We start from the raw sequence: 26,192 nt of genomic DNA, 5'->3' as shown, positions 1-26,192 counted from the left end.
TCATATAATTATTTAGTGTTAATGGACTGATTCTAGCTTGAGAAATAAACTTAATTAGCCAATTGTAAATGATGTTTTAAAATTAAAAAGTGCCTCTAATTTCTTCATATAGTTCTCCCTATATATAAGGGCTTTATTTAAAAAATGTGTAACTGACATATATTGAATTTGAGTTACTCTCATATTCATTTTAATTAGAACGAATTCGATAGGAATTGAAAGATTTTACTTCTATAGTTAATCAAAAAAGTATTCATCTTCATCCCATTTACCATTGTATAAACATCCACCTTTTAGGTATACAATTTCTCCGTCACTATTTTGCCCCACCTTATATCTCTCTCTATTACACAAATTAATGGAATGAATATAGTGAAAAATTTCAACATCATTTAATTGATTGTCCACATAATTATACTCTTCCATATATAATTCTTTAGACGTACCAAGTTGCGTACCAAGTTGACTTCTCTCATATCTTACTAATTTCCCGTCTTTATATTCACATCTTGAAATGAAAGATATAGAATTGTTTCGTTGTACAGTTATACCGATTTCAATATTCCTGTCATGAATAATGAACTCTCGAAATTGTCCATCTGGAAATTGTTCAAACTCATCATTATTCTGAACATATATTAATTTCCCTAGCTTATTAAAGCCATATTTAAATGAATATTTTTTTGAAAAACGTTTTAGTATTTTACCCCGTTTTGTTCCCCCAACTATATAAGTAAAAACAAGACTTGGACAATAATACCCTCGATGAAACATTGTTTCCCCGCCTTTTGTATAAATAACAGAATCAATATCTTTAGAAATTGTATTCTCTAAAGATGCTATTTCTTTTCTATTAAAATGAGCGAGTTCCTTATGTTTTGCTATTATATCCTCGTATCGCTTAAATTCTATTGAATATACATTTTTATTTCTTTTCTTAAACAATTCATCAAAATTTACTGGTTCCATCAAAATCATATTAGTAACTCCTTAATTTTTAAAATTATTTTCACTGTTTGATGCTACTTAAAAAATTTCATGTATCAATAGTATCAATAGTAGTAATACCACTATTCAAGGAACTAATATTCTTGATAACCACGAAAAACTTTTTCCTTATAATTAAAGAATATACCAACTTCTCAAACATTGCTTATGGACATTCATCTTATTTTTACTTAATTCAGTAATTTTTTAAACCTAAAATAAACATATAAACTCAAAAAATCCATTTTGCAGTATATTTTTTCATATAGAGCGATAGGAATAAATTAGTAAGCGACAATTGTTTTAAATCCTTAATTACCGAGAAAGGAGCTATAAAAGATTTTAAATACTATATTTACTATTTGATTGGATATCGATTTAATTTTAAAAAAGCCGTTCAACTCTCTAAAGACGCTTTCTATCCTAGTAAGAGTAATAAAAAAGAATTTAATAGCATCCTCATCCCCTGAGTGGCGGGAAATGGAGTGTCTTAGTAAAAATACGAAGTCTTACCAATATGTTAAATGGGGAACCATAGTTGCAATTTTACTATTAGTCACTTTGTTAGTGATTGTTCTTGTAACCGATGTATTAGGAACTTCTTCATTTAGTATTGTTTCTTTATTTTTTGTGATTATTTCCGCCATTAAACATCGTGGTAATTTGTTCATATTGGCAAATGGCATAATCTTTGATAGCAAGTTCTATTCTTTCAGTCATATAAAAGGTTATGAAGTAGAAAAAATAAGTCGTTGGCATGAGCTATATGGACTTGACCCTAAAGTAAACAATGGTTATAAATTTATTTTAAACATAAAAAACAAACCATTTTCACCTAATTTCATTGTAGTAAAAGATTATGCAAGCATTGAAAAAATTGTAGATTTACTTGAGAAAGAGGGTATTTCAGGGATAATAAATGAAGAGAAACCTTATGCTACTGTCAACTCATCTACTAATAAATTTTAGATATTAGATTTGCAGGTATATCAGTGCTTATCAATACAAGAGCATGTTTTGCTCAATCATTCAAAACATGCTCTTTTTTTATTCCCAGTGTTATTTTGATGTATTTAATGTTCAGAACCCCTATATACCATTGTAATAGAAGTACCTGACATCCCATATTCCTTAAACCCCATTTTGTTATAAATATGAACAGCATCACTGTTATCTGGATCTACGCTTAAAGAGATTGATTTATATCCTTCTTCCATCGCAAGTTGAATAATTCTATTCATGAGAAATGTGCCAACTCCCATCCCTCGTACATCCTTATCTACCGCTATTCCTAATTCTGGAGTATTAGCATCGATATATCCATAACCTTGGTTATTTTCGTCAAATACTCTGAACCATACTGCCCCTAGTTTTTGTTTATTTTCATCGATAGCAATTAATGCTTTATCACCTTTACGTCCCCAACCCTCATGATATTTTCTAATGTGCGGGAGGTTTAATAACTCTTCTCTAGTCGGTTTATTTTTAGGAATATGGATTGACTCATAGAACATATCCAATAAAAACTCATATTCATTTTCTTCTAGGTTTCTTATATCTATCAACCTGTATCATTCCCTTCTTATTTTAAGTCTATGTAGTTTCTTCTACTTAAAATTAATCTTTTCTTTTCCAAAAGAATTTTTACTTAAAATTAATTTTTCTGAATAAAACGAAACTAATTCCTTATTTTACCGTATAATCAATATAATAGAATAGGAGGGGGGGAGATTAAATGGTAACTTGGAGGGTATCAACAACATTACTTCATTATTTAACAGCTTTTATTAAAGGTATCGCCGTTTTTTTATTACCAGGCTTTGAATCCTTAGAACTGACTTCAGAACAGAACCGTAGAGGAAAAAAGACTATTCGTCGATTGTACCAATTCGATTGGTACAAGGAATTAATACAACAATATAAGCATAATTGTGATCACCATCCTGCTGTTCTTGACTTCGCTAGCTATGTTAACGTGGATTTACTGCATACAGTAGAAGGAAAAGAAAAGTTTATTAAAAACTTTAAAATCCTTTTAGATTCATTGAATTCGAAGTAATTATGAATTTTAAAAAGCGAAACTAAAGATCTTTTAGTTTCGCTTTTATCTTGAAGTTTTTAATTTCTTACATGAATTAATTAGTATGACTAAGTGTAAATTAAATCTTCCTTATAGGTTATTTCGTCAAAATCTGTATCACCTTTACTTATTGTACTTTAACAATCAAATTTGTTTTTCAGTAATATAAGATTTTACGGTTGGTGCTTCATATGAATTAAACTGGTCAAGTAGTCCACTTGGATCTTCATCTACTAGCGCCATAGTACGGTACTTTTCATGTAAGAACTGTTCATCAGACATATGATTAAATAAAGCGATAAGAGGCTCATAATAATGATTAATATTTAAAAGCCCACAAGGTTTTTGATGTAATCCAAGCTGAGCCCAAGTGAAAATCTCAAAGAATTCTTCTAATGTTCCTGGTCCACCCGGCAATGCCATAAATCCAACTGCAAGTTCTGCTATTTTTTCTTTTCTATCATGCATAGAATCTACTACGATTAGTTCAGTTAGATTCTTATGAGAGATTTCTCTTTTTTCTAGAAAACTTGGCATTACTCCAATAACTTTTCCACCCGCTTCTAATACAGCATCTGCAACTGCACCCATGACTCCTACACTTGCCCCACCGTATACAAGTGTAATATCACGTTTAACCAACTCTTGACCCAATTTTTTTGCCACTTCTACATAGACATTAGAAGCTCCATTGCTTGATCCACAAAATACAGCTAGCGTTTTCAATATATATCACGTCCCATTATGTAATCTTCCTTACATATCATACATTACTTTGAAATTGCATTAACATCAATACCGAGTAATATAAACCATTATTTTACTTTTATGTATTTTTAATTTAAACTTAATTTTTAGAAGCACTTTTATTAAGTATGATTTTCAGATACGTTAAAGAAAGGGTGCACGTATGCTGCTAATTTTTGATTGGTTGGATAGCTGGTTAGCTAGTGATATTATGCATTTTAATTTGTTTGTTGGGGCGTCTTTGATTATCTCGCTGATTGCTATTTTCATACTGTTTATTTTAAACAAAAGAATAGCGAGGAAAGGTGAGAAATTTTCTAATATCAATCACAAGATAACTTCTTCTATGTATACTTCATTGCTTATTTTGCTAACTGTGTATATGTATTGGGTACCTTCAGGGACTTTGTATTCTAGGCAATATTTAGTCATGTCTATTTCACTTTCATTTTTTATTGGCGCTATTTCTAGCATTTATTATTATCGAAAAGCTTGTTAATAGAAGTGTATGGAATAAAAAATGACTCCGCTATTTTAGGAGGACACTGAAAAAAAACGTAATGTTCTTCAATAGTAACACCGGCACTTATTGTTCGATTTTGAACAGAAAGTGCCGGTGTTTTTTGGTATTCCCCTTATTCTTCATTTAATAGCTTCAAGATACATTTCAAATTCACCGCAAATATTGTTGTAGCTCCTTGGACTTCCAGAACCAAATAAACCTGCCGATTTATCCGTTTCTTGAAAAGCTACTTGCTCTTTATGTTCGGTTGATTTCATGGAAACTGAATACGTTTTGCTTTTGGCACAATCTTTATCACAGCCATCTAGTATGGACAAACATTACACTTTTCTATGTCAAAGTAATACGTTTGTGTTTGATTTTTATCTACTTCTTTTTTATTTCTGCGATTTCAATTCAAGTTGGTTTTAATGGAAATTATTCTTTATCATTTCATCGAATTGATATACGACTTTTCGGACATTCTTTGATTTAATCTTTATGCACAATTAAATCGTAAAATGCCATATTAGAGCTTAGAGTGAATTTTCCTTATTTGGAAATCACAGACAGCACAACCTTGAATTAGTCCTTTCATTATAGGTGTGAATCGAAAAGAATGAAAAACTCAGAAAAACGATAAAACTAGTTGATTGGAGTGCAGGCGGCGACTCCTTGGGGAACTAACGAACATCTTGAGACCCCGCAGGAGCGTTAGCGGCGAGGAGGCTCAAGGTTCGTCCCCAGGAAAGCGTCCGCCGGAACGGAAATTAACGGCATCGAAGAAAAAGCCATGGCTAAAATTCATTTTATAGACTTTTTCAGTGCCCTCTTACAAATATGGTTATTTCTTTTCTTTTTAAACTAAAGGGGTTGGAAAATGAAACCAAAAACTATCTCATTCGTATAATACCTGTAATCAGGAATTTTAAACGAAAGAAGGTATATTTTTTTGGATGGCAATAAAAAAGGTAAAGAAGCTATGAGTTTGGGAATAGGTATTGGAATATTATTTGGATTAGTTTTCGGTTTGTTTATTCATAACCTTGCTGTCGGGCTTTTAATCGGTATGGCATTTGGAGCAGGGATTGGCGTAGCGATTAGAACGTCTAGAGTAAATAAAACGGAATAGCTATATTTAAGTAAATGAAAGTGTAAGTTAAAGAATTTTGTACATAATGATGAATCTTTTGCTAAGTAATAATCCGAATAGAATTTACAAGAGGTTGTTTTGATTAGTCATTTTTTCAAAACATCCTCTTTTCTGTTGTTGGTATTCCAAGATAAACAGCATCAAGTTAATCGGACATTATTTCAAAACCACATTAATTGTAGTCATCAAAGAAAATGGTTTTAGAATTTTGTAATCTTTCGTTTAAGTGGTTTACAATTGTGATTTTCCCTCCATCAGAGACTCCAACAATAGCAATAACCAGTGTTCTTCAATTGATTATGCGCTTTTTGCGGCGCGCCTTACACAGATTTTTTGTTCTACTTACCTGTATGCAATTGATGCTCGGTTACCAAATAACATAAAGGAGCGACCTCAACTATAGTCGCTCCCTCGTGTTATCTTCTTCTATTTTTTGCCTTAACAGCTTTCCTAACTCGCTTTATTTCTCGCAAATTATCAATCCTATATTTTAGTCTTTCTTTTTCCCGACCTTCGGCTTTCAGCTCAGCATGTCTTGCTTCTCTTTCAAGCTTTTGATATTCTTCAGATTCTTTATATTCTTTATATTCTTCAATATTTTGCTGTTTACGAGCCTTATAAAAAGTACTCATAAGTTGATATATATTTATTCTTTCAGCCCTTGCATATTTTAATAAACTAAGTAATTCGAACGTTGAATAGCTCATTAATTCCGGTATAGCCTTATCAAGATACACTTCCACTTGTTGATTGTTTTGCTTGACCAGATTAATACTGACTTTTACACCTTGCTTTAACATATGGATCTATTTCACTCAACAGATAACATTGTTATATAGTAGGTTATCACATGAAAAAGATGACTTTAATTATAAAAATGAAAAATTTTACAAAAAAATCAATTTATGTTTGTACTCAGTCGTCAAGAACGTTATTATTGTATATAATGTAATGTCTGGTATATTTTTCATTGCAAATAACTAGAAAGGACTAATTTTATGGGCGACTTTCGTAAGTTTTGGGGGATGATTAAACCATATCTCCCTCGTTGGTGGATCATAGGGATATCCATTGTACTATTAACTGGTCAGACATTACTTTCTCTAGTTGTACCGTTAATAACAATGTCTCTTGTAAATACGATGGTTGAAGCGAATTTCCAAGTTAATACAATTTTATTGCTTCTCACCGTATTCCTATCCCAAATTGTTTTATCAGGAGTTTCTTTATATATGTTGATCTATACTGGACAAAAGATTGTAGCAGGACTACGAGAAGAATTATGGTCAAGGGTATTACGTTTACCTGTAAATTTTCTTGATGAGTATACTTCAGGAGAAACGATGAGTCGTATAACAAACGATACGAATGTAATCAAGCAATTTTTTACTGATCAATTGATTCCTTTTTTTTCTGGAATGATAACTATTATTGGTTCCATACTACTTCTAATTTATCTAGATTGGGTAATGGCACTAGTACTATTTTTGATTGTTCCAACTTCATACATTATCTTTGGACCGCTAGGCAAGAGAATGTTTCGCATTTCGAAAGTACTTCAGGATGAAACGGCAGAATTTCAAGGTGATTTAGGTCGTGTGCTCGCAGATATTCGCCTTGTAAAATCATCGTTAGCAGAAAAAAATGAAATTTACCAAGGAAAGTCGAGAATATCTAAACTCTTTGCATACGGTCTGCGTGAGGGAAAAATTATAGCGATTGCTACACCGATTATGACAACGATAACATTATCCTGCCTAGTAATTGTCTTTGGATATGGCGGTATCCAGGTAGCAAAAGGTGCTCTAACTGCAGGGACTCTTGTCGCTATTGTTTTCTATATATTCCAAATTATATCCCCCCTTTCGCAACTGGCTCAGTTCTTTACTCAATTTCAAAAGACACTGGGAGCTAGTGAGAGAATTCGAGTTATTATGGACGAGACTCCTGAAAGCTCTGTTTATAATTTGGATGACACTTCTACAACCGAAGACGGTTTGGTCTTCCAAAACGTTCACTTCAGTTATAAAGAGAAAATAGTTCTCGATGATGTAAGTCTTATCGCACCTAAAGGAAAAGTAACAGCTTTAGTCGGCCCAAGCGGTGCTGGGAAAACAACGATCTTCTCTTTAATAGAACGATTCTATCACCCTAATATGGGTAACATCTTCTATAAGAGAAGATCGATTGATAGTCATGGAATTGATGAATGGCGCAGTATGTTTGCATATGTATCACAAGATTCGCCTATGATGGCAGGAAATATTCGATATAATCTCACATACGGGCTTGATCAAGTAGAACAAGAAGTGATAGATAATGCTGTAGAACAGGCTAATCTAACAGAATTTATTGCTTCTTTACCCGATGGGTATGAAACTCAAGTTGGTGAACGGGGGATTCGCTTATCCGGTGGACAACGACAACGGATTGCCATTGCTCGAGCAATTATTCGAGACCCAGAAGTTCTTTTGCTTGATGAAGCAACTGCTCATTTGGACAGTGCTTCTGAACAATACGTTCAAACTGCTATGCAGCAGCTTATGAAAGATCGCACGACATTAATTATTGCTCATCGTTTATCGACGGTGAAGAATGCCCATCAGATTATAGTTATTGAAAGTGGAAGAGTGACAGGTACAGGGACGCACTCTGAACTCTATATGCAGAATAATCTTTATCAATCGCTTGTCAATCAGCAAAATTTGCAGTATTCCTAAACCAAAATTACTTTTTATGTAAAATGAAAATATATTTGACAATTAAAGTAATATTTTGTAAGATATATATATAAGAGTTTACTAGATTAAATTTTCTTAAAATTTTATACTTTCTGAATTATATTAAGTGGTATAAAATTAATTTTTAAATGTAGAAATGTTATTCTAGTTCACGATTATAAATGTTAGAAAAGGAGGTGAACTATAATGGAACAATTACAAGTATTAAACTTGCAAAAACTTTCTCAAAATGAGGAAATGGGTGAAGGAGTAGTAGCTTGGTCTCCTATCACATTAACTACACTTTGGTCGACAGCTAGTAACAACTGCTAATTACAATTATTGGATATACTTAGACAACCTAGTTGAGGATAACTTCAACTAGGTTTCAATCATTTACAGGGCACTGTGGCAATTAATTTTAGTTAACTAGGTACCTTCTAAGTAAACTTATGACCCAAAAAGCTAAATATCTAGAATTAAACAACGGATATCAAGAAGCGTTTTAAATGCTCAATTTCAAAATATCAAGTATTTTTCTAAAAAAATTAAAAGGATGAATCTATTATGAATAAACTTTTTGATCATTTAAAAGCACCAAAAATTTTCGAACCTGGACCAAATGAGATTTGGACTGATCCCCTTATGTCAAAATTGGTGCACGAGGAACATTTAGATCCGAACACACCAGGAGGAAGCGCAAATGACTTATTTATCAATAAATCTGTAGCATTCATACAGGATATTGCCCCCTCTAGTACGTTTAAAAAAATTATTGATTTGGGTTGCGGCCCAGGATTTTATTGTCAAAAGTTGGCCGAAAAGGGATATGAAGTTACAGGAATTGACTTTTCTCAAAATTCAATTCGTTTTGCTGAAGAAAAAGCACGGATAGAAAACTTAGATATTGAATATAGAGTCGATAATTTTTTTAATTGGAATGAAACTAATAAATATGATGTAGCTCTACTAATTTATTATACATTTAGTTCACTAAGCCCTGATGAACGGAATAAATTATTACAGAAGGTACATAATAGTCTAAAAAAAGGAGGTCTGTTAATTATAGATGGATTCTCTGAAAATGTTTTCAACAAATTTAAAGAAGAACAAACTTGGAGTTTTAGTAAGAAAGAAAGTATTTTATCAAAAGATTCACATCTAGGATTTATGCAAAACCTAATATATCCAAATAAAGTCACACTTACAAAGACGACCATCTTGATCGAAAATGAGAATCCTAGCACATACAATTATTGGTATCAATATTTTTCTAAGGATACTTTAGAAAAAGAAACTAGTAATGTAGGTTTTAAAACAAAAGGAATCTACTCTGACATATCCGGTCTAGAATTTGATGAAGAAAGTGACAGTATCGCTTTTGTTTTGGAAAAATGATTTTTGAACCGATAAATGACTTGACCCTTAATTGGTCTACTGGACTGGTTTTCCATACAAGTCTTTGGCATTGTACAGAACAGCGTGGAGCAATATACTCGGATGTTTTTTCGTATATACTGATATTCACTTGAGGTGATAGAATCACTTCCATTTATCCATAATCCACCACGTGGACTATCCTGTTTTACCCACAATCATCTCTTAAAGAGAAAGTAACATTCATGTGATTTTAAAAATCAGGAATAAAATTATTTTGTAATGAATAATTTACGAGGGGGATTATTATGAAGGGCAACATAGTTTATTACGACTATATAAATGAGGAATCGAAATATTTCACTCCTAACAAATCAACCGTTGATGCGGTAGAATTCGATTTAGAAAATTTACCAAGTGAGTGTGTTGTTAGTAAACAGGAAAATTCGGTATGGAAAGTTTACACTTTTAAGGGAGTAACCCTGAAAAATCAAGGTTGGAAGATCCATATTAGTACAACATTTGAGGACGCAAAACAAATTCTAAAGATTGTTAGTGATATATTGCTTGAACGCAAGGTCTCTTTCAAACATATTGTAAGCGACTGGGATTTTATTAACACAAACTCAAAGACCGCAAACAGAGCAAGTTCGGGAAAATTTATTACTATCTATCCTTCTACTGACGATGAATTTTTGAATTTATTAGATATTTTATATAATACTCTTCATTCTTACGAAAATGGCCCATATATCCTTAGTGATAAATGCTGGAAAAATAGTAATATTTACTATAGGTATGGTGGATTCATAATGATGTTAAATGAAAAAGGTGAAATGTGTATTAAAGATGAACATGATAAATTAATTTTGGACGAAAGAGTGGCATACTATCAAGTACCTGATTTTGTAAAAGAATTCGATCAATATTTAGATTCATTAAATAGTACATCGGGTACATCGGGTGAGGATAAAATAGAAAATAACAAATTTGATGAATACGAATTTCTAAATGCGATTCGCTTCAATAATGGTGGCGGAATCTATGTAGCAGAAAGGAAGGAAGATAAAAAGAAAGTAATTATCAAAGAAGCAAGGCCAAAGTCAGGACTGGATGGTCTAAAAGTAGATGCTTTAGAAAGACAGAAAATAGAATTTGATGCTTTATCAAAGCTTTCAGAAGTCGAAGGTGTAGTTAATATAATAGAATACTTTAAACATTGGAAACATAGTTTTCTTGTGATAGAGTATGTAGATGGGATTAATTTGCAATCATGGGTTTCAGCGAATTACCCTTACACTAACAGTAGTGATATTCATAGCTACAAAGAAAAAGTACAGAATATTCTTTCTAAGTTGGTGTCTATTATTGAAGAAATGCATAAAAAGGATGTAGGAATGGGAGACTTACAACCAGCCAATATAATAATATCCCAAGACTTAAACGTGACTCTTATCGACTTTGAGACCGCACATCCTAAGGATTCTGTAAATAGGCCTACAATGAGAACAATAGGATTCTCTCACCCAAATAATAAAAATAATGCTGAGCGAGATTGGTATGCAGTAAAGAAAATCCTACGATACTCCTTAATACCAATTGGTGCGATTGAGGATATTGAGCCTGATATGTATTATTATCAATATCAATGGATTGGAAAAGTTTATGGTCAGGATTTCCTACTATTTATAGAAGCTATAAGGGACAAATGTAATCAACACTTATCAACCATAGAAGAAAAGAATTGTACTAATGAGGTTTATAAAAAACCGATGAAAATGGATATTTCTTTAATTATAGAAAACCTTAGAAATACTATTGAGAAAAATCTTGTTCTTAGTGAAAAATTAATTCATGGTGATATAAGGCAATATGAAAATAAAGAAGGTAAATTGAATGTACAAAATGGAGGAGCAGGAGCTGTGCTAGCCTTTTATAGATCGGGCTCTGTTAAAGAGGATATAATAAATTGGATTGACAACTATTTAATTAAAAATATTGATTCTCTTGAACAAAGTGGTTTATTTACAGGTAAAGCAGGAATAGGGACAATACTATATGAAATTGGATATAAGAAAGAAGCTTATAAAATCTTTGCAAACATTAATGATAATCTGGATTCGTCAGATATTTCATTAAGATCGGGATTGTCAGGTATCGGCCTTGTGTTGATTAGTTTGTATATAGAAGAACAGGATGAACTCTATTTAGAAAAAGCAAAATCTATAGCTACTATTATAGATACTTTCATTAGCGATAATAAAGATTTAAAAGTTACGGACTGGGCCGGTATTCCAGTTGGTTTAATGGATGGTTGGTCTGGAGTTTCATTGTTTTACTCAACTCTATATGCGGCTACTAGACAAGAAGCTTATTATTTCAAGTCTATTGAATTAATTGATAAAGATTTAGAAAAAACGAAAGAAGACAGAAATACATTACAGACTATTGATGATTCCAATCGTTTAATACCTTACCTTTCAGGTGGTTCACTAGGTATAGGAGTAGCAATAGTATATTTAAATCGAGTAAGTGATAAAAATCTATACCAAGAAGAATTAAAATTAATTACTAATTTATATAGTGTAAAGTGTACAATAAGCCCTGGATTATACGATGGTGCCGGAAGCTTCTTGTTAATACCACCTCTTATTGGGAAAGACGATTCTGAATATACACATAAAAAAGATAGTGTCTTAGACTTGTTAAGTTTATTTTTAATCCCTAAAGAAAATCATATCCTATGTCCAGGCCAATTTTGTTATCGTTTGTCTGATGACTTATTCTCAGGAAGCGCTGGTATTATACTAGCACTAAGTGGGATTTTGAAAGATAATCCATTATATTGGCTTCCATTAGTAAATATAGATAGTTTTTATAAAAATACAAAATTTCATGAAATACCATTAGCGAAGGTATAGGGACAGAAAATCGATCTAACTCAATCAAAGGAGTATTGTTCTAACCAGTTAGTTATATCATCAATTATATTGACATAAATACATTTTTTACATGTAGATAAGTAATTGTAGATTTACAAAGTTTGATAAAAATAATCTCTTCGGGTATTATCCATTAGAGATTATTTTTTATTTTCCTTAAAAAGTATCTTGAATGAAAAAAGAAATAGTGAAATATAAATTGTATAATAGAAACGTGTAAGTCATTACCCACGTTTTTTGTAGACCTATTGGTGTTTTTCTATAAATCATCAAGCTTTTTCCTTATTTTCCTTTGGAATTTAAAGATAAATTTCGTATTATATAGATCATTTTTTGCTAATAGTTTATATGCGTCAAGGACGGATGAAGTTCGTATTATAATGTGGATTCCAATCGCAATCAATCCAATACAGATTGGATAATAAGGCATTAAAAAACCGGAATTAATAAACCTTCTTTCTATTCCTATGGCCAAGATTCCGGCAACAAATAGACTGGTGCCTACTAAATTAATCACAAAATACCTTTTCTTTAGATTCTCGTATCTTATGGTCAACTCTTTAAGGTGTTTTTCATCAAATAGCAACGACTCTGTTTTTAATACTTTATATTGATCTTCATCTATAAATGATGCTGACACAAACATACCAATTCCAAACGTAGCCAAAATGATGGTTGGGATAATATATCTCGCTGGATCTTGACTAAATATGAAATATGGGATAAAGGATAAAGCAATCATAAAAAAACCGAATGCTAAATATTTAGAAACCCTATGTGCTGACAATAAATATCCTTCTGCCATTTCTTTGCTAACATAATATCCAACATTTTTATCATCGCTTGGCTCAACAGAATCTTTTAACAGATAGTCCATAGAAACCTCAAAGACATTACCAATCATAAGAAGTTTTTCTGTTTCAGGATAGCCTTGCCCATTCTCCCATTTACTTATTGCTTGTCTTGTCGTGTTTAGTTTTTCGGCTAAAGCCTCTTGAGAAAGTCCTTTTTCTTTTCTTAATTGAAAAAGCTTTTCACCAAATGTCATTTATATGAACTCCTTTAGAAGTGCGTTTTCTACAAAATGTAACAAACTACTGTCGTTACACAATCATATTCTTTGTTGTCACATGGAATCAATAAATTTCATTATTCATTTTCCTTTTGTTTTCTTTCATTTTTTTTTTTTATTTGAGATGTACCTAATAAAATTACGAAAATTAGAAAGCCTACAAAAACGATTGTATTAGATATTGGCTCGCTAATTCTTGGTACTGAATCCATAAAAATTTTCAAAAAGACTAATACCCCTACGGCAATAACAATTGTGGCGATTTTTATTTTGTTCATGATTTTTCCTCCTCGTATTTAATCATATTTCCTCTTTATATTATACAAAAACACCTTATAATTCCATCACTCGCGGTGTGCGCTTTGTCAACTTACGGTTGCACTTATGTTAAACAGTGTATTTTATATAAGAATTAATGCATATCCCATATTTCGGATTATTAAAGGGGACAGATTGCTCTCCTTGTCCTTGTGACCCACCTCTGGTGGTTATTCAAGGACGGAATGAGGTAAAAGTAAGAACACTGACCGGTACAAATCTTACTATACGAATGTTAAAAGTTAATTAACCCAAACACTAATTTCTAAAATTGGATATACGTCAAAGTTTTAGACACACTCAAGTTAATTTTTTGTGTTTCGCAACGTCCATTTTGGGGTGTTCTGCATCCCGAGTAGCCCGTCAAAGTGGAAAGAGTCTTTGACCACCTACTCGGTATTTAGAGCGGAAAATGCATGGAGGTTGCACCCAAAAAAATGTGGTAGGGTAGATTTCTTTGTACCCCCGTTTCTTTTACGCTGCTGCTCGGTACATTTTTTGCGTATGCATCGGATATGGAATAACCAATGCTGCCATGAATGCGCTTAAGAGATGAATTAACCTTCTAAATCTTTCAATCTTCTCAGAATAATAGCTTCTGAAACGCCGAGTATTTGCGCAATTTCCCCATTACTTTTTCTAGCATCCTTTAAATGCAGCGACTTTAATTCATTTATGGCTACCTTAGGTCGTCCATTTGGATTTCCTCCTCGCCATTCCTCATTTTTCTTTTTACTTTCCAAAAATTTTTTTCAGCGTTACCTTCACTCCTAATAATGCGTCTTAACTCTAAATCATAAGTTATGACGCACTTCTTATATAAAAAAGAGTGCTGCATTTGCAACACACCTATAATACTCGTTCCATTATTTGCGGATAAGAAAGGACTTTAGTTTACCTGAATAGAAAGTATTACTACGCTCAAAATTTCTCTATAAACTAAATTAACAAAAGAATTTATCAGTGATTTAATTTATCCCCCTTTTACAATTAGTGTTGTTCTTGATTCATCAGAAAAGTGTAAATGCAGTACTTCTTCAAGATCTTTTTCAGTTAGATTTTCAAGTGTTGGCAAGACGTCAAATAAATCCATCTCATTAAAACGATAACGTGTAAATTGGTTAGCGATAAATTGAGGCGAGTTAATAGCACTTAAGAAATTACCAATCTTTTTCTTAATTACACGTTGTGCGTCTTCTTTCTTTATCGATTCCTTCTTAAACCCAACGATGGTTTCATTTACAATTTTTATAACTTCTTCGGGCTCTTGACTGTCTCCACCAATTACCGAAAAACCAAAACCCTTTTCATTTGTGCAATCAAAAGTAAATGACCCATCTAAATAACCATTATCGTACATTTTTTCGTACGCTTCAGAGCTATTACCAAACATTAGCTCAAGTAGAACATTTAAAGATAACTCATATTTAAGTAGCTCTTGACCTTGTCTTATAGGGTTAGGTTCTTTATATCCGATAAAAACTTTAGGTGTTTGAACTGGCAACTTCATAACACTTGACTTTCTATTCACTTTTGCATCTTCATCAGGGGATATACGGTGAATCTCTTCAGGTTCTCGAAATGTTTTTTGCACTTGATTGTTTCGAATGAGCCTTATTACTTCTTCTGGAACCACAGGCCCAATAACAAAAAGCAACATATTGTTAGGATGATAGAAAGTATTATAGCAAGAGTATAAATCCTCTTTAGTGATTTGATTAATAGAAGAAATTGTTCCTGCTATATCATCTTTCACTGGATGACTCTTATACATATTTTCTAAGATTCCAAATCGAGCACGCCAGTCTGGATTATCGTCATACATTTTTATTTCCTGTTCAATGATTCCTTTTTCCTTATCTATCGTTTCATCTGTAAAATATGGTTCTTGAACAAAGTCCAGAAGAGTTGTAAGATTTTTGTTTATGTTAGATGTAGCTGATGATGTATAGGCTGTACGAGTAAAACTTGTAAATGCATTAGCAGAAGCTCCTTGCTTTGCAAATGTACGAATAACATCACCCTTTTCATTTTCAAACATTTTATGTTCTAAAAAATGCGCTATTCCATTTGGAAATTGAGTAGGACTATCTTTTCCTAGAGGTGAGAATTTGTTATCTACTGAACCGTATTTTGTTGTGAATGTCGCAAATGTTTTATGAAAGCCTTTCTTAGGAAGTATGAAAACTTCAAGACCATTGGGGAGCTTTTCATGATATATTGTCTCTCCCAATTTTTTATAAATTACCGACTTCATTTTTATTTACTCCTTTCTATTTAAGAAGTAGATTGTATCGAGCTCCCATTTATTAGCAGCACGAATGACATCGCTTTTTGATACCATACTAATTCTTTTAATCTCATCATTTATTTTACTAGATAATCCACTATCAACCGCTTGAATAGATATATCCATAATTCCTAGAGGAGTATCATGTGCTTCTATTAATAGACTAATCAACATCGCTTTACCTTGTTCAACTTCGGCCTCAGTAAAGTTACCTTCTTTCATTGCATACTCTTGTTCTCTTATAATTTCAACTGCACGTTCATAATTATCAAAATCAATTCCAGCCATTATTATTAATAACCCTTTATGGCTTTCTATTCTTGAAATTGAAAAATAAGAAATACTTCCCTTTTGGCGTAAGTTAATAAATAATTTGGAAGACGGGAACCTACCAAAAATCGCATTTGCCACCATAGTAGCTTCATAATCCTCATCTTGTATTGTCGAAAATGTTCTATAACCTAATAAAAGCTTTCCTTGCTTTACGTCCATTTTATCTTGAATGACTTTAACACCATTTACTTCTTTTCTATCTGAAGAAATCATCTTTATAGGTTTGTTGTTATGTTGTTCAGAAAAAACCTCTTGTACCATTAATTTAACCTCATTCTCATAAAAGGCACCAACGATGAATAAATCAAAGCGAGCGTTTTGAAGTAGTTCTTCATATACTTGATAAATAGATGAAGCATTAAGAAAAACGATATCTTCTTCTCTCCCGAATGCGGGAAGCTGATACGGTTCACCTTTAAACATTTCTTCCATCAAACGAACATTGACGTATAGCATTTTATCATCATACATTGAAGTAAGTCGTTGCTTTAAGGAGCGTTTCTCCTGTTCGACAATTGCAGAATTAAATACTCCATTTTTAAGCATTGGACTGTAAACAACTTCGTGCAATAAATCAAGAGATGATTTCAGTAATGAATTAGATTCATTAAGAAATTGATCTGCAGGGATCTCCATTTTAAAAGTAATAATGTGATTCTCCCCTTTTTTTAGTACATCTGAGGAAAGAGTTGCTCCAAACATCCCATCAAGTTTTTGTTTTATTAGCTTACGATTTGGATAATTTATTGATCCTCCATTCAGAATATGGGGAATTAATGCTCTTGCAGTAGTTAAATCCTCTTGTAGAGGTGCTTTTATTGTCAACATTATACTAATTGTCTTAAATTTATCTGTGTTACATAGGTGAAGCTGTAACCCGTTTTGTTCACTCGAATTTATGTATATGTCTTCCATCTCCTATGTCCCTCTCCTCGTATATTAGTACGCTATATTAGTTATTCTTCCGACCATTCTGTCTAATCCTAAAAAATGTATTAAGTAAACTTCTACTATTATTGTTAGAGCCTCTTTTTTAAACAAAAAAATATACATCAAAAGTAATCTAATTTTCTTCATATACAATGTTAAATGGACCAAATATTTACAGAATACCCTTACTTTACAAGGTATTTGTATTTGAATAATTTTTTAACACAAATATTGACAGTCCCATCCCTTTACTTTAATTTGCAAGAAATACTTGTTACCACGCCTGTTAATTAACCAGTTTAATCTAATAAAAAAGAGATATCCCATGTAAAATGTAAGTTACCACACAAACATTTACGATACGGAGGAATCTCTCATGCCGTGCGATATACCAAAAAACTACCACGTAAAAGGGATTTCTTTGATCCTGGATCAAATTACCTTCCTCATCTCTAATACAATGTTCGCCATTTTCATTAATTTAAATCCTCCATATCTAAGAATACATTGCTATTTTTCTATCTCTTATCATTAAGAAAATAAGGACCTTTTTTAAACTTCTGAATTGTTAAAGAAATAATTTCTAACAATTCAACAAAGATTTCGTTATTCATAGGGGATATTGTCATAAACTTCTCAGATGTAGCACGATTAGCATTTTTCGAATTCAGCTTTATCATACTATTTCTATCCTTAACGTGCTTGAACTCAATTTTCTTATCTATGCATAATCGTGCCACCTTATCTAGTACACTCTTTGAATCTTCTAATGACGAAGTTACATGTATTTTCCATCCCTGATATGGGAGTATCAAGCCCTTCACATGATAGTGTTTCCAAACTGAGTCACTGTCTGAGATAACAGTATATGTATTAGGAATATCATTCAATTCATATGTATTACCCTTGTCTCTCACCTCTGTTTTACTGTAATATCCAGAATTCGCTTTCAAATACTTGTGATATAGCATATTACCTTCCATAAAAACCCCTCCATTTAGTTTAAAACCCTAATTAATATATAATCATTTTTAAGATTCTTCAAAAGAAGATCGGTAAGTTGGAATTAATACTAAAAAAATTTAAACGTGCTAGGAGAAGGTCCACTAAAATACTAAATTTTTTCTCCTGATTAAGTATCTACTTACAACCAATCAATACCGCCTAACTATTAGCAAAAACATTAAAATTCTTTCTTCTGATATATAAATGAAGCAATGAAATAAGAAAGAATATATATGATAGCACCAAATATTAGATATATAATCGGAACGTATAAAGATGGATCTATATTAAAATTTGACAGTGGTAATTGTTCAATTAAATATCCAACTAAGCTTTGTAATCCAATAGAAGCAAAAAGTACCCCCTATTCCACTTCCAATAGCGCCTGACTTTTCTGGTCCCAAAATTTAGAGGAGTGGAAAAACTATCGTACCTGCAAAGAGAACTATTAAAGTCTTAAAAGAGACAATACTAAAGATGCTATCGATTGATGTAATTGAAACTAGATTATTCATATAAAAGATGCCATAGGATAGTAAAGCTCCGATAATTACGATTAAAAAATAGAAACGGTAGTGACTTTATACAATATTACTTCTACTAACCGGTAAAGTAAGTACGTACTTATCATAACCAGACCTAGCCTCAAGTTTTATAGCTTCAGTTGAAGGAAACGTCATTAACAAGATAATAAACATAGCAGCCATACTCGAAGTAAAGTTATAAAAATTAATTTATAGATTTATCTTTGTTCATATTGTCTAGGATGAAGTTTTCTTTCAGCTTTTTTCAAAACATACAATTAAAAATCGAGAAATGACGAAGTATAGGAAACACTCTGACGTTTGACTACTCCTTGAGTACCCATCAGTGTACTGCAAGTCTGCTAACTAGAGTTCATTATTGAAGGTCTAACCAAAACTGGTAGCGACGGTGTAAAAGAAGTGAATGTGGTGCTCTTGGTGGACTACTGAAAATGTTTGATTTGCCACAAAATGCTTGCTGGTTAAGATGTAATCTTATTGGTTATATTTCTTCATAGAGGATTAATTTTAATATAGACGGTTTCCAATATTAAAATTCAATGAACCACTCATTTAATCCCCCTTATAATTTCATAAAAAAACCAATAAAAGTAACTAAAAAACGAAAAGAAACATAGCGGATCAAACTTATTATATTAATTTTGAATATAAACTGATATCTCTTGATTCATGGAGTTGTTCTTTGTCGTTCTTAATGATTCGGTTAATGACTTGTATTTTCCATAAGTTCTACAGTAGCTGCAGGCAAAATCCACTCGCTTACTAACGAATCATTAACAAGATCCGGTCAGACTAAATCACTTACTAATGCATAGTAGTTTGCCTTGGCCAAATTAAATCATTAGTATCAACTGTACCTAAAAATGCAAAACTATTTTTAAAATTACTAACATTATCCATCTATTCTTTTTGGGTGTCAATGTATTTTATGGTTTTTTTTGTATTAAGTTAAACGATTTTACATATATGTATATAATTTTAAGGTAGGGGAACTATGGATATTGCTCATAAAATTAAACTTCATAGAAAGAAATTGAGTTTAACACAGGCGTCAAATTGAGAATGGCATTACAAATCACAAAACTCATAGGAGAACTTGTCCCCTAAACTCATTTTTTAATATTGAAAATATCATTCTCTTCTGCATTAAATTGATTGACCATATAGTTTCTTATAATTTCCTCTGTTACCGTACCAACAGTCGCACAAAAGTATCCTCTCGCCCATAGATGCTGGCCCTAATATCTTTTTTAGTTCAAGAAATTTGCTTGCAACAGCCCTAACGATCTTCCATTTAGATATTGCAAGATTTTGCTTGGTGCCAAATTTGCAGGAAATGATAATAACAAATGTATGTGATCTTTCCCTACACTACCTTGCAATATGATGATTCCTGCTTCACAACACTTTCATATTAATTACCTTCGCTCGAACTAATCTCGGAAAGGCTAAAAGCTGATACCGTCTAAAGACGGTGGAGTTAGACCACGAATCTGTTAATTAAAACGATTTTCGCTCGTAAATAAAAGCCGTAACACCCCAAGAAATAACATAAACTACCACGATAATAAGCGTCGCTCCCGTATATACAGTAGGGATAGCTAAATTGGTAATAAAATCTGTTATTGCTGTTAAGTGTTCAGCTAAAAACAGCACAATAGCTGCAAAAAGGATAAAGCTAATCAATATAACCATTGTAATATAACCAGGTTTAAATATATAAAATAATGGGCAATAATACGCTCTATGTACCATTGTTTCCCCGTCTTTTGTATAGATAATAGAATCAATATCTTTAGAAATTGTGTCCTTTTTTATTTTTTTCTATAAAAATGAGCGATTTGGTTATGATTTGCTATTATATCCTCAGTATCAAATTCAAGATAACTTCCTCGATGTATACTACTTTGCTTATTTTGTTAACTGTGTATATGTTCTTCGTGCCTTCTGGGGCTTTGTATTTTCGACAATATTTTTTCATGTTCATTTCTTTTTCATTTTTCACTGGCGCCTTTGCTAGTATTTACCATTATCAGAAAGTGTGATTAATTTTTTCTTAAACTTGTACTTAAAATCAATTGTCCTTCATATAATTCATTACAATTGTTACAATTTTTTAACTTTTTTTCATATTTCTATTGAATATCTAAATACCAAATGATATTATCTGAATATTAGTTTAATACGAGATCACATGTTACTGATACGATCAGGCATGGTGGTAAACAGAGCAGTTGTTTATACTACTCTTTTATCCCCATGCCTTTTTTATGCTTTTCTATTGCCAATATTAATAAACAAAGGAGTTTTTTACATGCTATCAAATTTATTTAAAAAACGTAACTTAGAAGTTTTATCTCCTATGAATGGAGAAATTATCCCTCTTGGAGACGTTCCAGATCCAGTTTTTAGTCAAAAAATGATGGGTGAAGGTGTCGCTATTTTACCAACTAATGGTGGGGTTAATGCTCCAGTAGATGGAGAGATTGTTCTAGTTTCAGACACAAAGCATGCTATCGCAATACGATCTACAGAAGGAGTGGAGGTCCTCATTCACATTGGATTGGAAACGGTATCATTAAAAGGTCAAGGATTTACCGTACAAGCTGCTCCAGGTGACAAAGTTTCTGCCGGCCAAGTTCTTATCGAGGTAGATTGGGAATATATTCGAGAAAATGCAAAAAGCATTGTCACTCCTATCATCATTACTAACGGGGATGATAAGAACATTCAATGCAACTATACAAAAGCAGGTATCCAGGGTAAAACCGTATTAATGACCATTTCTGCTAAGTAATAAGTGCTTACAATTATCTAAAGGAGAGGGGGCGATCACTTCCGATGAAAATAACAAAGATTCTTAATAATAATGCCGTAGTCGTACTTGATAATAAGCGTGAGAAGATTGCTGTTGGGTCTGGAATTGCCTTTAATAAGAAAAGAAACGACATCGTCAATTTAGATAGAATAGAAAAGGTATTTGTTATGAGGGAAAATGACAAACTTCAGCAATTATTAAGTCGAATTCCCGAAGAACATTTTACAATCTCCGAAGAAATTATTTCGTATGCTGAAGAATATATTGGTGGAAAGTTAAACGAACGTATTCATATTGTACTTACTGACCATGTGTCATTTGCAATTGAAAGGCTAAAAGATGGTATTCAACTTAATAACAAGCTCTTACATGAAATAAAAATCTTATATAGAAGAGAATTTGAGATTGGTCTTTGGGCAATACAACATATAAAAGATAGATGCCAAGTTGAAATGCAGGAAGATGAAGCTGCTTACATCGCTCTTCATATTCATACGATGAAATTACAAGGAGGTGATTTACATCAAACGTTAAGGCAAACGACAATTATACGAGATATGGTTCAACTTATTCAAAAGAAATTAAACATACATCTTGAAGAAAATGATATTTCCTATCATCGTTTAATTACTCATTTACGTTTTGCTTTAACAAGGATGAATCATTATGAGCTGCATACGATGGATGAAGAAATGCTTGTCATGATTAAAAAGAAATTCCCTTTTTCGTACAATTGCGCAGTCGAAGTAGCCAAAGAGTTAAAAAAGTTGCATGGTATTGAACTACCTAATCATGAGCTAGGTTACATTGCGGTTCATATAGAAAGGTTACAAAAGCAATAAAAACTCGATATTATTTTATTTTTTTAAACGCAGTTTTCTAAATATTCTGTATTGGAGTGAATTATTGTATGATGAAATATCTACAAAAGCTTGGTCGTTCATTAATGTTACCAGTAGCTGTTTTGCCAGCAGCGGCCATTTTGATGGGTATCGGCTATTGGATTGACCCTTCTGGCTGGGGATCTGGAAATGTATTAGCAGCCTTCTTAATTAAAGCTGGAAATGCAATCCTCGATAGTCCGAATATGTCTATACTGTTTGCCGTTGGGGTAGCTTTAGGTATGTCAAAAAATAAAGATGGTTCTGCTGCTTTAAGTGGATTAGTTGCCTTCTTAGTTGTGACAACATTGCTTTCTACAGATTCGGTAGCAATGCTACTCGGCATTGATGTAGCAGATGTAAACCCTGCTTTCGGAAAAATCGCAAATCAATTTATAGGAATTTTATCTGGTATTGTCGCATCAATTATGTACAATCGCTTTAGTCGTACACAATTACCGGATTTCTTAGCATTCTTTAGTGGTAAACGGTTAGTTCCGATTATGACCGCAGCTTCTATGTTAGTCGTTTCTGCGGCATTATTCTTTATCTGGCCAGTTATATATTCAGCATTAGTTAGTTTTGGTGAAACAATTAGTGGATTAGGTGCCACTGGTGCTGGTTTATACGGGTTCTTTAACCGTCTATTAATCCCGACAGGACTACATCATGCATTAAACTCTGTATTTTGGTTTGATGTTGCCGGTATTAATGATATTGGTAACTTCTGGAATGGAACTGGTACAAAAGGTGTCACTGGTATGTATCAAGCAGGTTTCTTCCCTATCATGATGTTTGGATTACCAGCTGCTGCTCTAGCAATGTATCATACGGCTAAAACAAAAAGAAAAAAACAAGCTGCTTCTTTAATGTTAGCTGCAGGTTTCGCTGCATTCTTCACAGGGGTAACTGAACCACTGGAATTTGCATTTATGTTCTTAGCTCCAGCTCTTTATGTAGTTCATGCTGCTTTAACAGGTATATCTTTATTTATCGCTGCAACATTCCACTGGACAGCAGGTTTTGGATTTAGTGCGGGTTTCATCGACTTCTTCTTGAGTTCTAAATTACCACTTGCTAACCAGCCTTATATGTTAGTCGTCCAAGGATTAGTTTTTGCAGCCATTTACTATTTCTTATTCCGATTCTTAATCGTGAAATTCAATTTAAAAACACCTGGTAGAGAAGACGATGAAGATGTAGATGTAGAAGTAGATGAAGGGAATACAGATAGTAATAAATTCTCAGACATGGCATCTAAAATTTACGATGCGTTAGGTGGCGATAAAAACGTAACTTCTGTTGACCACTGTGCAACTCGTTTACGTGTAGAAGTTAAAAACATGGATGTTGTTGATCAAAAGAAAATTAAATCAACTGGTGTACCTGGCATCAATATTGTAGGACCACAAAGTATTCAAGTTATTGTTGGAACAAACGTCCAGTTTGTTGCAGATGAGATTGAAAAAATACGGAAATAATAGTAATTTACTTGACTGAGTTGTAAGATGCTCAGTCTTTTTTAATAAATATCTTAATCAATTTGCTATCACAGCTAATAAGGCAATTTGAAGAGAAATTGTTGTTTTGTAATAAAGTCAGTTAAATTAAAATCAAATCACCTCTTTTGCTTTCCTAGGAGTATTTTTGGATATTTATGTTAACACGATAATATAGATTGTGGAAGTATATACTTAAACTAATGATGCAGATTAGTTCAAGAAATAAACAAATATAAATAAGATTGTAGTATTCTTATTTTGGAGGTGATATACCTTATGGAACGAATTCTAGGGAAAGAAGCTCTTGGGATTTTTACACATAATAATAAGATTTATTTTTATGAAGAAAACCTGGATTGTTTCTGCTTTGAGTACGATTTAAGTATAAGAAAACATATTGAATCAGAAGAATACATACGGTTAAGGTACGGAACAGCATATGAACAGATTTTGAAGCTTTATGGGATGGAAGTAGCTTTGGATTTATCCTATGATAAACTGAATGATGGTTCTATCATTACTCACTTCTATCAAGATTCGTTAGTCTACAAATTTGATAAGTATGGAAAAATCCTTTGGGAGACAGATTGTCTTGGGTTTGATACGATATATGGCATTGCTATTCAAGGTAATTCTATTTGGTGTGCGTATCCTACTAACCATACAATCAAGCGATACTCATTAGATACATTCAAAGAAGAAATCACCATTGGCGATAGTGAGCCTTATAGTTTTAAATCTGAAATATTTAATCACCCCGAGGATGTATTTCTAAATGGAAATAAATTGTATGTTGCAGATATGGGAAATAGAAGGATTTGTGAAATTGACCTAATGACATATGAAATACAGAATTATTTCACAGGTGACGAACCTATTTGGAGTTATAGGGTTATGAATAATGACGAATTTGTTCGATTGGATAGTGGGTTATATCGCTTATAATAACTAATGGGCGCTTTAATTCAATAATACAGCACCAAAATGAGCTAACTTTTAATGAGTTTCACATTTCAATTGCCGTAAAATGTAAATTCATAAGATTTTTATGAGAAGACCTTTTTATTAAGCTACAGAGATCTAAGGCTATATTAACCTAAAGGAGTTAAAGGGACCGCACTACTTAATGCGATCCTTTTTTCATTTTTCTTCTAACGAAACTGGAGAGAAAACATAATGTCCTTTTTCTACAGGAGCAGCAATGGAGATAGGAATGCGCTCAGAGAAAATAGGTCCATCAACTACGATTGTGTGGAATTCCCCGTTCTCGCCACACGCATCGATGCCTGCTGCTTCTAGTTCCCGCACTAATTCTTTAGTCAATCTTTTCCCAACATAAGAAGCAGGCATCATAGTTGTATTCACTACAATAATCCACGACTCAAAACCAGCTTCTAACATCTCTTCTACAACTGACCGTCGAGACATTTTCCACAATGGATGAACTGCTACAATATCTGATTTTTCACATGTTGTTTGGACCCACTCTAAATGACCTTCCAGATCGATATCCCCGAAAACGCCGTGCGTAATGCCTTCAGCTCGACATGAATCCATAGCAGCGATAAATTGTTCCTCATATGAGCCCCAACTTGAAGGTTTGATTAAAAGGGGTACCCCCAATTTATCAACTTGTGCTTGTACAACTTCAAATGGAATTGCATGAGACTTAGAAATCTCCCCATCATCCTCGAACATCGTTAAAATTTTCTTCGGAACCATCCCTAATTTCAGTGCTCGATAATATGCCAGTGCTGAATCTTTCCCACCACTCCAAGAAGCAACGAAATGTACGTTTTTCATAGTAGACTCACTCCTTTTTTTTGCGCCTGTGTTAGAAACAATTACAGGCACATAATTAATCTTCTTGAATATTTGTCATAAAACTTCTAAAGCTATCTACACTTTCCTAGAACTCAATACCAGGTAGCTATTTTAAAAGGTACTCATTATACGAATTTATAAGTTTTATACCTATATATATTAATAC

General features: G+C 32.7%; 23 protein-coding genes and 3 pseudogenes. 11 read left to right on the top strand and 15 right to left on the bottom strand.

Going from position 1 to position 26,192, the window contains the following annotated elements; all coding sequences use genetic code 11:
* Positions 1–237: 237 nt before the first annotated feature.
* Positions 238–978 (bottom strand): hypothetical protein, encoded by a 741-nt coding sequence (locus tag ACZLO7_RS09930; protein WP_464940389.1) that lies wholly within the window; start codon positions 976–978, stop codon positions 238–240.
* Positions 979–1,467: 489 nt separating this feature from the next.
* Between ACZLO7_RS09930 and ACZLO7_RS09925 the strand changes: the two genes are divergently transcribed.
* On the top strand, positions 1,468–1,956 hold the full coding sequence (locus tag ACZLO7_RS09925; RefSeq protein WP_464940388.1) for a hypothetical protein: 489 nt from the start codon (positions 1,468–1,470) through the stop codon (positions 1,954–1,956).
* Between the two features lie 104 nt (positions 1,957–2,060).
* Here ACZLO7_RS09925 and ACZLO7_RS09920 read toward each other — a convergent pair whose 3' ends face one another.
* Complete coding sequence (locus ACZLO7_RS09920; protein ID WP_464940387.1) at positions 2,061–2,552, bottom strand: GNAT family N-acetyltransferase; 492 nt, start codon at positions 2,550–2,552, stop codon at positions 2,061–2,063.
* A 170-nt stretch (positions 2,553–2,722) separates the two neighbouring features.
* Here ACZLO7_RS09920 and ACZLO7_RS09915 point away from each other — a divergent pair, with 170 nt between their 5' ends.
* Complete coding sequence (locus ACZLO7_RS09915; RefSeq protein WP_464940386.1) at positions 2,723–3,046, top strand: hypothetical protein; 324 nt, start codon at positions 2,723–2,725, stop codon at positions 3,044–3,046.
* A 165-nt stretch (positions 3,047–3,211) separates the two neighbouring features.
* Here the strand turns inward: ACZLO7_RS09915 and ACZLO7_RS09910 are convergent, their stop codons facing one another.
* Both ACZLO7_RS09910 and ACZLO7_RS09905 read right to left on the bottom strand, forming a co-directional pair.
* Positions 3,212–3,793 (bottom strand): LOG family protein, encoded by a 582-nt coding sequence (locus ACZLO7_RS09910; RefSeq protein ID WP_464940385.1) that lies wholly within the window; start codon positions 3,791–3,793, stop codon positions 3,212–3,214.
* Positions 3,794–4,449: 656 nt separating this feature from the next.
* A pseudogene (locus ACZLO7_RS09905) lies at positions 4,450–4,695 on the bottom strand (IS5/IS1182 family transposase); the annotation flags it as partial.
* Positions 4,696–5,268: 573 nt separating this feature from the next.
* Between ACZLO7_RS09905 and ACZLO7_RS09900 the strand changes: the two are divergent.
* Positions 5,269–5,448 (top strand): glycine zipper domain-containing protein, encoded by a 180-nt coding sequence (locus tag ACZLO7_RS09900; RefSeq protein ID WP_464940384.1) that lies wholly within the window; start codon positions 5,269–5,271, stop codon positions 5,446–5,448.
* 437 nt (positions 5,449–5,885) lie between these two features.
* Here the strand turns inward: ACZLO7_RS09900 and ACZLO7_RS09895 are convergent, their stop codons facing one another.
* On the bottom strand, positions 5,886–6,269 hold the full coding sequence (locus ACZLO7_RS09895; protein ID WP_464940383.1) for a hypothetical protein: 384 nt from the start codon (positions 6,267–6,269) through the stop codon (positions 5,886–5,888).
* Between the two features lie 225 nt (positions 6,270–6,494).
* On the opposite strand from ACZLO7_RS09895, the gene ACZLO7_RS09890 reads away from it, so the two are divergent.
* The 4 genes from ACZLO7_RS09890 to lanKC all read left to right on the top strand — a co-directional run bounded on the left by ACZLO7_RS09890 (position 6,495) and on the right by lanKC (position 12,487).
* The gene (locus tag ACZLO7_RS09890; protein ID WP_464940382.1) at positions 6,495–8,189 is read left to right on the top strand and encodes an ABC transporter ATP-binding protein; all 1,695 of its coding nucleotides are present in this window, start codon (positions 6,495–6,497) and stop codon (positions 8,187–8,189) included.
* Positions 8,190–8,396: 207 nt separating this feature from the next.
* On the top strand, positions 8,397–8,522 hold the full coding sequence (locus ACZLO7_RS09885; protein ID WP_464940381.1) for a class III lanthipeptide: 126 nt from the start codon (positions 8,397–8,399) through the stop codon (positions 8,520–8,522).
* A gap of 234 nt (positions 8,523–8,756) precedes the next feature.
* Positions 8,757–9,587 (top strand): class I SAM-dependent methyltransferase, encoded by an 831-nt coding sequence (locus tag ACZLO7_RS09880; protein WP_464940380.1) that lies wholly within the window; start codon positions 8,757–8,759, stop codon positions 9,585–9,587.
* A gap of 287 nt (positions 9,588–9,874) precedes the next feature.
* Positions 9,875–12,487, top strand: coding sequence for a class III lanthionine synthetase LanKC (lanKC, locus tag ACZLO7_RS09875; RefSeq protein WP_464940379.1), 2,613 nt, complete (start codon positions 9,875–9,877; stop codon positions 12,485–12,487).
* Between the two features lie 280 nt (positions 12,488–12,767).
* On the opposite strand, the gene ACZLO7_RS09870 is transcribed toward lanKC, so the two are convergent.
* The 9 genes and pseudogenes from ACZLO7_RS09870 to ACZLO7_RS09830 all read right to left on the bottom strand — a co-directional run bounded on the left by ACZLO7_RS09870 (position 12,768) and on the right by ACZLO7_RS09830 (position 20,756).
* Positions 12,768–13,556 (bottom strand): helix-turn-helix domain-containing protein, encoded by a 789-nt coding sequence (locus ACZLO7_RS09870; protein ID WP_464940378.1) that lies wholly within the window; start codon positions 13,554–13,556, stop codon positions 12,768–12,770.
* 101 nt (positions 13,557–13,657) lie between these two features.
* Complete coding sequence (locus tag ACZLO7_RS09865; RefSeq protein WP_464940377.1) at positions 13,658–13,858, bottom strand: hypothetical protein; 201 nt, start codon at positions 13,856–13,858, stop codon at positions 13,658–13,660.
* Between the two features lie 597 nt (positions 13,859–14,455).
* Positions 14,456–14,641, bottom strand: a complete 186-nt coding sequence (locus ACZLO7_RS09860; RefSeq protein WP_464940376.1) for a helix-turn-helix transcriptional regulator — start codon at positions 14,639–14,641, stop codon at positions 14,456–14,458.
* Positions 14,642–14,871: 230 nt separating this feature from the next.
* On the bottom strand, positions 14,872–16,155 hold the full coding sequence (yfmH, locus tag ACZLO7_RS09855) for an EF-P 5-aminopentanol modification-associated protein YfmH (RefSeq protein ID WP_464940375.1): 1,284 nt from the start codon (positions 16,153–16,155) through the stop codon (positions 14,872–14,874).
* A 6-nt stretch (positions 16,156–16,161) separates the two neighbouring features.
* The gene (gene yfmF, locus ACZLO7_RS09850; protein ID WP_464940374.1) at positions 16,162–17,436 is read right to left on the bottom strand and encodes an EF-P 5-aminopentanol modification-associated protein YfmF; all 1,275 of its coding nucleotides are present in this window, start codon (positions 17,434–17,436) and stop codon (positions 16,162–16,164) included.
* Positions 17,437–17,969: 533 nt separating this feature from the next.
* Positions 17,970–18,434 carry a class III lanthionine synthetase LanKC N-terminal domain-containing protein gene (locus tag ACZLO7_RS09845; RefSeq protein WP_464940373.1) on the bottom strand — a complete coding sequence of 155 codons (465 nt, stop codon included), beginning with the start codon at positions 18,432–18,434 and terminating at the stop codon, positions 17,970–17,972.
* A 200-nt stretch (positions 18,435–18,634) separates the two neighbouring features.
* A pseudogene (locus ACZLO7_RS09840) lies at positions 18,635–19,163 on the bottom strand (ABC-2 transporter permease).
* A gap of 947 nt (positions 19,164–20,110) precedes the next feature.
* Positions 20,111–20,395, bottom strand: a pseudogene (tnpA, locus tag ACZLO7_RS09835) (IS200/IS605 family transposase); the annotation flags it as partial.
* Between the two features lie 106 nt (positions 20,396–20,501).
* Complete coding sequence (locus ACZLO7_RS09830) at positions 20,502–20,756, bottom strand: ABC-2 transporter permease (RefSeq protein ID WP_464940372.1); 255 nt, start codon at positions 20,754–20,756, stop codon at positions 20,502–20,504.
* A 559-nt stretch (positions 20,757–21,315) separates the two neighbouring features.
* Between ACZLO7_RS09830 and ACZLO7_RS09825 the strand changes: the two genes are divergently transcribed.
* The 4 genes from ACZLO7_RS09825 to ACZLO7_RS09810 all read left to right on the top strand — a co-directional run bounded on the left by ACZLO7_RS09825 (position 21,316) and on the right by ACZLO7_RS09810 (position 25,147).
* Positions 21,316–21,798 (top strand): PTS sugar transporter subunit IIA, encoded by a 483-nt coding sequence (locus ACZLO7_RS09825; RefSeq protein ID WP_464940371.1) that lies wholly within the window; start codon positions 21,316–21,318, stop codon positions 21,796–21,798.
* Positions 21,799–21,842: 44 nt separating this feature from the next.
* Positions 21,843–22,661, top strand: a complete 819-nt coding sequence (locus ACZLO7_RS09820; RefSeq protein WP_464940370.1) for a PRD domain-containing protein — start codon at positions 21,843–21,845, stop codon at positions 22,659–22,661.
* A 68-nt stretch (positions 22,662–22,729) separates the two neighbouring features.
* Positions 22,730–24,181, top strand: coding sequence for an N-acetylglucosamine-specific PTS transporter subunit IIBC (nagE, locus tag ACZLO7_RS09815; protein ID WP_464940369.1), 1,452 nt, complete (start codon positions 22,730–22,732; stop codon positions 24,179–24,181).
* A 297-nt stretch (positions 24,182–24,478) separates the two neighbouring features.
* Positions 24,479–25,147 carry an NHL repeat-containing protein gene (locus tag ACZLO7_RS09810; RefSeq protein WP_464940368.1) on the top strand — a complete coding sequence of 223 codons (669 nt, stop codon included), beginning with the start codon at positions 24,479–24,481 and terminating at the stop codon, positions 25,145–25,147.
* Positions 25,148–25,342: 195 nt separating this feature from the next.
* On the opposite strand, the gene ACZLO7_RS09805 is transcribed toward ACZLO7_RS09810, so the two are convergent.
* Positions 25,343–26,005 (bottom strand): Dph6-related ATP pyrophosphatase, encoded by a 663-nt coding sequence (locus tag ACZLO7_RS09805; protein WP_464940367.1) that lies wholly within the window; start codon positions 26,003–26,005, stop codon positions 25,343–25,345.
* Positions 26,006–26,192 lie beyond the last annotated feature (187 nt).

Source organism: Viridibacillus sp. d25.2, assembly GCF_055456015.2.
The sequence above is the reverse complement of the archived record's forward strand: the minus strand, read 5'-3'. Positions and strand labels throughout refer to the sequence as shown.

Coding starts and splice junctions, on each gene's coding strand:
- ACZLO7_RS09930 (WP_464940389.1), bottom strand. CDS start 978: ATGATTTTGATGGAACCAGTAAATTTTGATGAATTGTTTAAGAAAAGA.
- ACZLO7_RS09925 (WP_464940388.1), top strand. CDS start 1,468: ATGGAGTGTCTTAGTAAAAATACGAAGTCTTACCAATATGTTAAATGG.
- ACZLO7_RS09915 (WP_464940386.1), top strand. CDS start 2,723: ATGGTAACTTGGAGGGTATCAACAACATTACTTCATTATTTAACAGCT.
- ACZLO7_RS09895 (WP_464940383.1), bottom strand. CDS start 6,269: ATGTTAAAGCAAGGTGTAAAAGTCAGTATTAATCTGGTCAAGCAAAAC.
- ACZLO7_RS09890 (WP_464940382.1), top strand. CDS start 6,495: ATGATTAAACCATATCTCCCTCGTTGGTGGATCATAGGGATATCCATT.
- ACZLO7_RS09885 (WP_464940381.1), top strand. CDS start 8,397: ATGGAACAATTACAAGTATTAAACTTGCAAAAACTTTCTCAAAATGAG.
- ACZLO7_RS09880 (WP_464940380.1), top strand. CDS start 8,757: ATGAATAAACTTTTTGATCATTTAAAAGCACCAAAAATTTTCGAACCT.
- lanKC (WP_464940379.1), top strand. CDS start 9,875: ATGAAGGGCAACATAGTTTATTACGACTATATAAATGAGGAATCGAAA.
- ACZLO7_RS09870 (WP_464940378.1), bottom strand. CDS start 13,556: ATGACATTTGGTGAAAAGCTTTTTCAATTAAGAAAAGAAAAAGGACTT.
- ACZLO7_RS09865 (WP_464940377.1), bottom strand. CDS start 13,858: ATGAACAAAATAAAAATCGCCACAATTGTTATTGCCGTAGGGGTATTA.
- yfmH (WP_464940375.1), bottom strand. CDS start 16,155: ATGAAGTCGGTAATTTATAAAAAATTGGGAGAGACAATATATCATGAA.
- yfmF (WP_464940374.1), bottom strand. CDS start 17,436: ATGGAAGACATATACATAAATTCGAGTGAACAAAACGGGTTACAGCTT.
- ACZLO7_RS09845 (WP_464940373.1), bottom strand. CDS start 18,434: ATGGAAGGTAATATGCTATATCACAAGTATTTGAAAGCGAATTCTGGA.
- ACZLO7_RS09830 (WP_464940372.1), bottom strand. CDS start 20,756: ATGGTACATAGAGCGTATTATTGCCCATTATTTTATATATTTAAACCT.
- ACZLO7_RS09825 (WP_464940371.1), top strand. CDS start 21,316: ATGCTATCAAATTTATTTAAAAAACGTAACTTAGAAGTTTTATCTCCT.
- ACZLO7_RS09820 (WP_464940370.1), top strand. CDS start 21,843: ATGAAAATAACAAAGATTCTTAATAATAATGCCGTAGTCGTACTTGAT.
- nagE (WP_464940369.1), top strand. CDS start 22,730: ATGATGAAATATCTACAAAAGCTTGGTCGTTCATTAATGTTACCAGTA.
- ACZLO7_RS09810 (WP_464940368.1), top strand. CDS start 24,479: ATGGAACGAATTCTAGGGAAAGAAGCTCTTGGGATTTTTACACATAAT.
- ACZLO7_RS09805 (WP_464940367.1), bottom strand. CDS start 26,005: ATGAAAAACGTACATTTCGTTGCTTCTTGGAGTGGTGGGAAAGATTCA.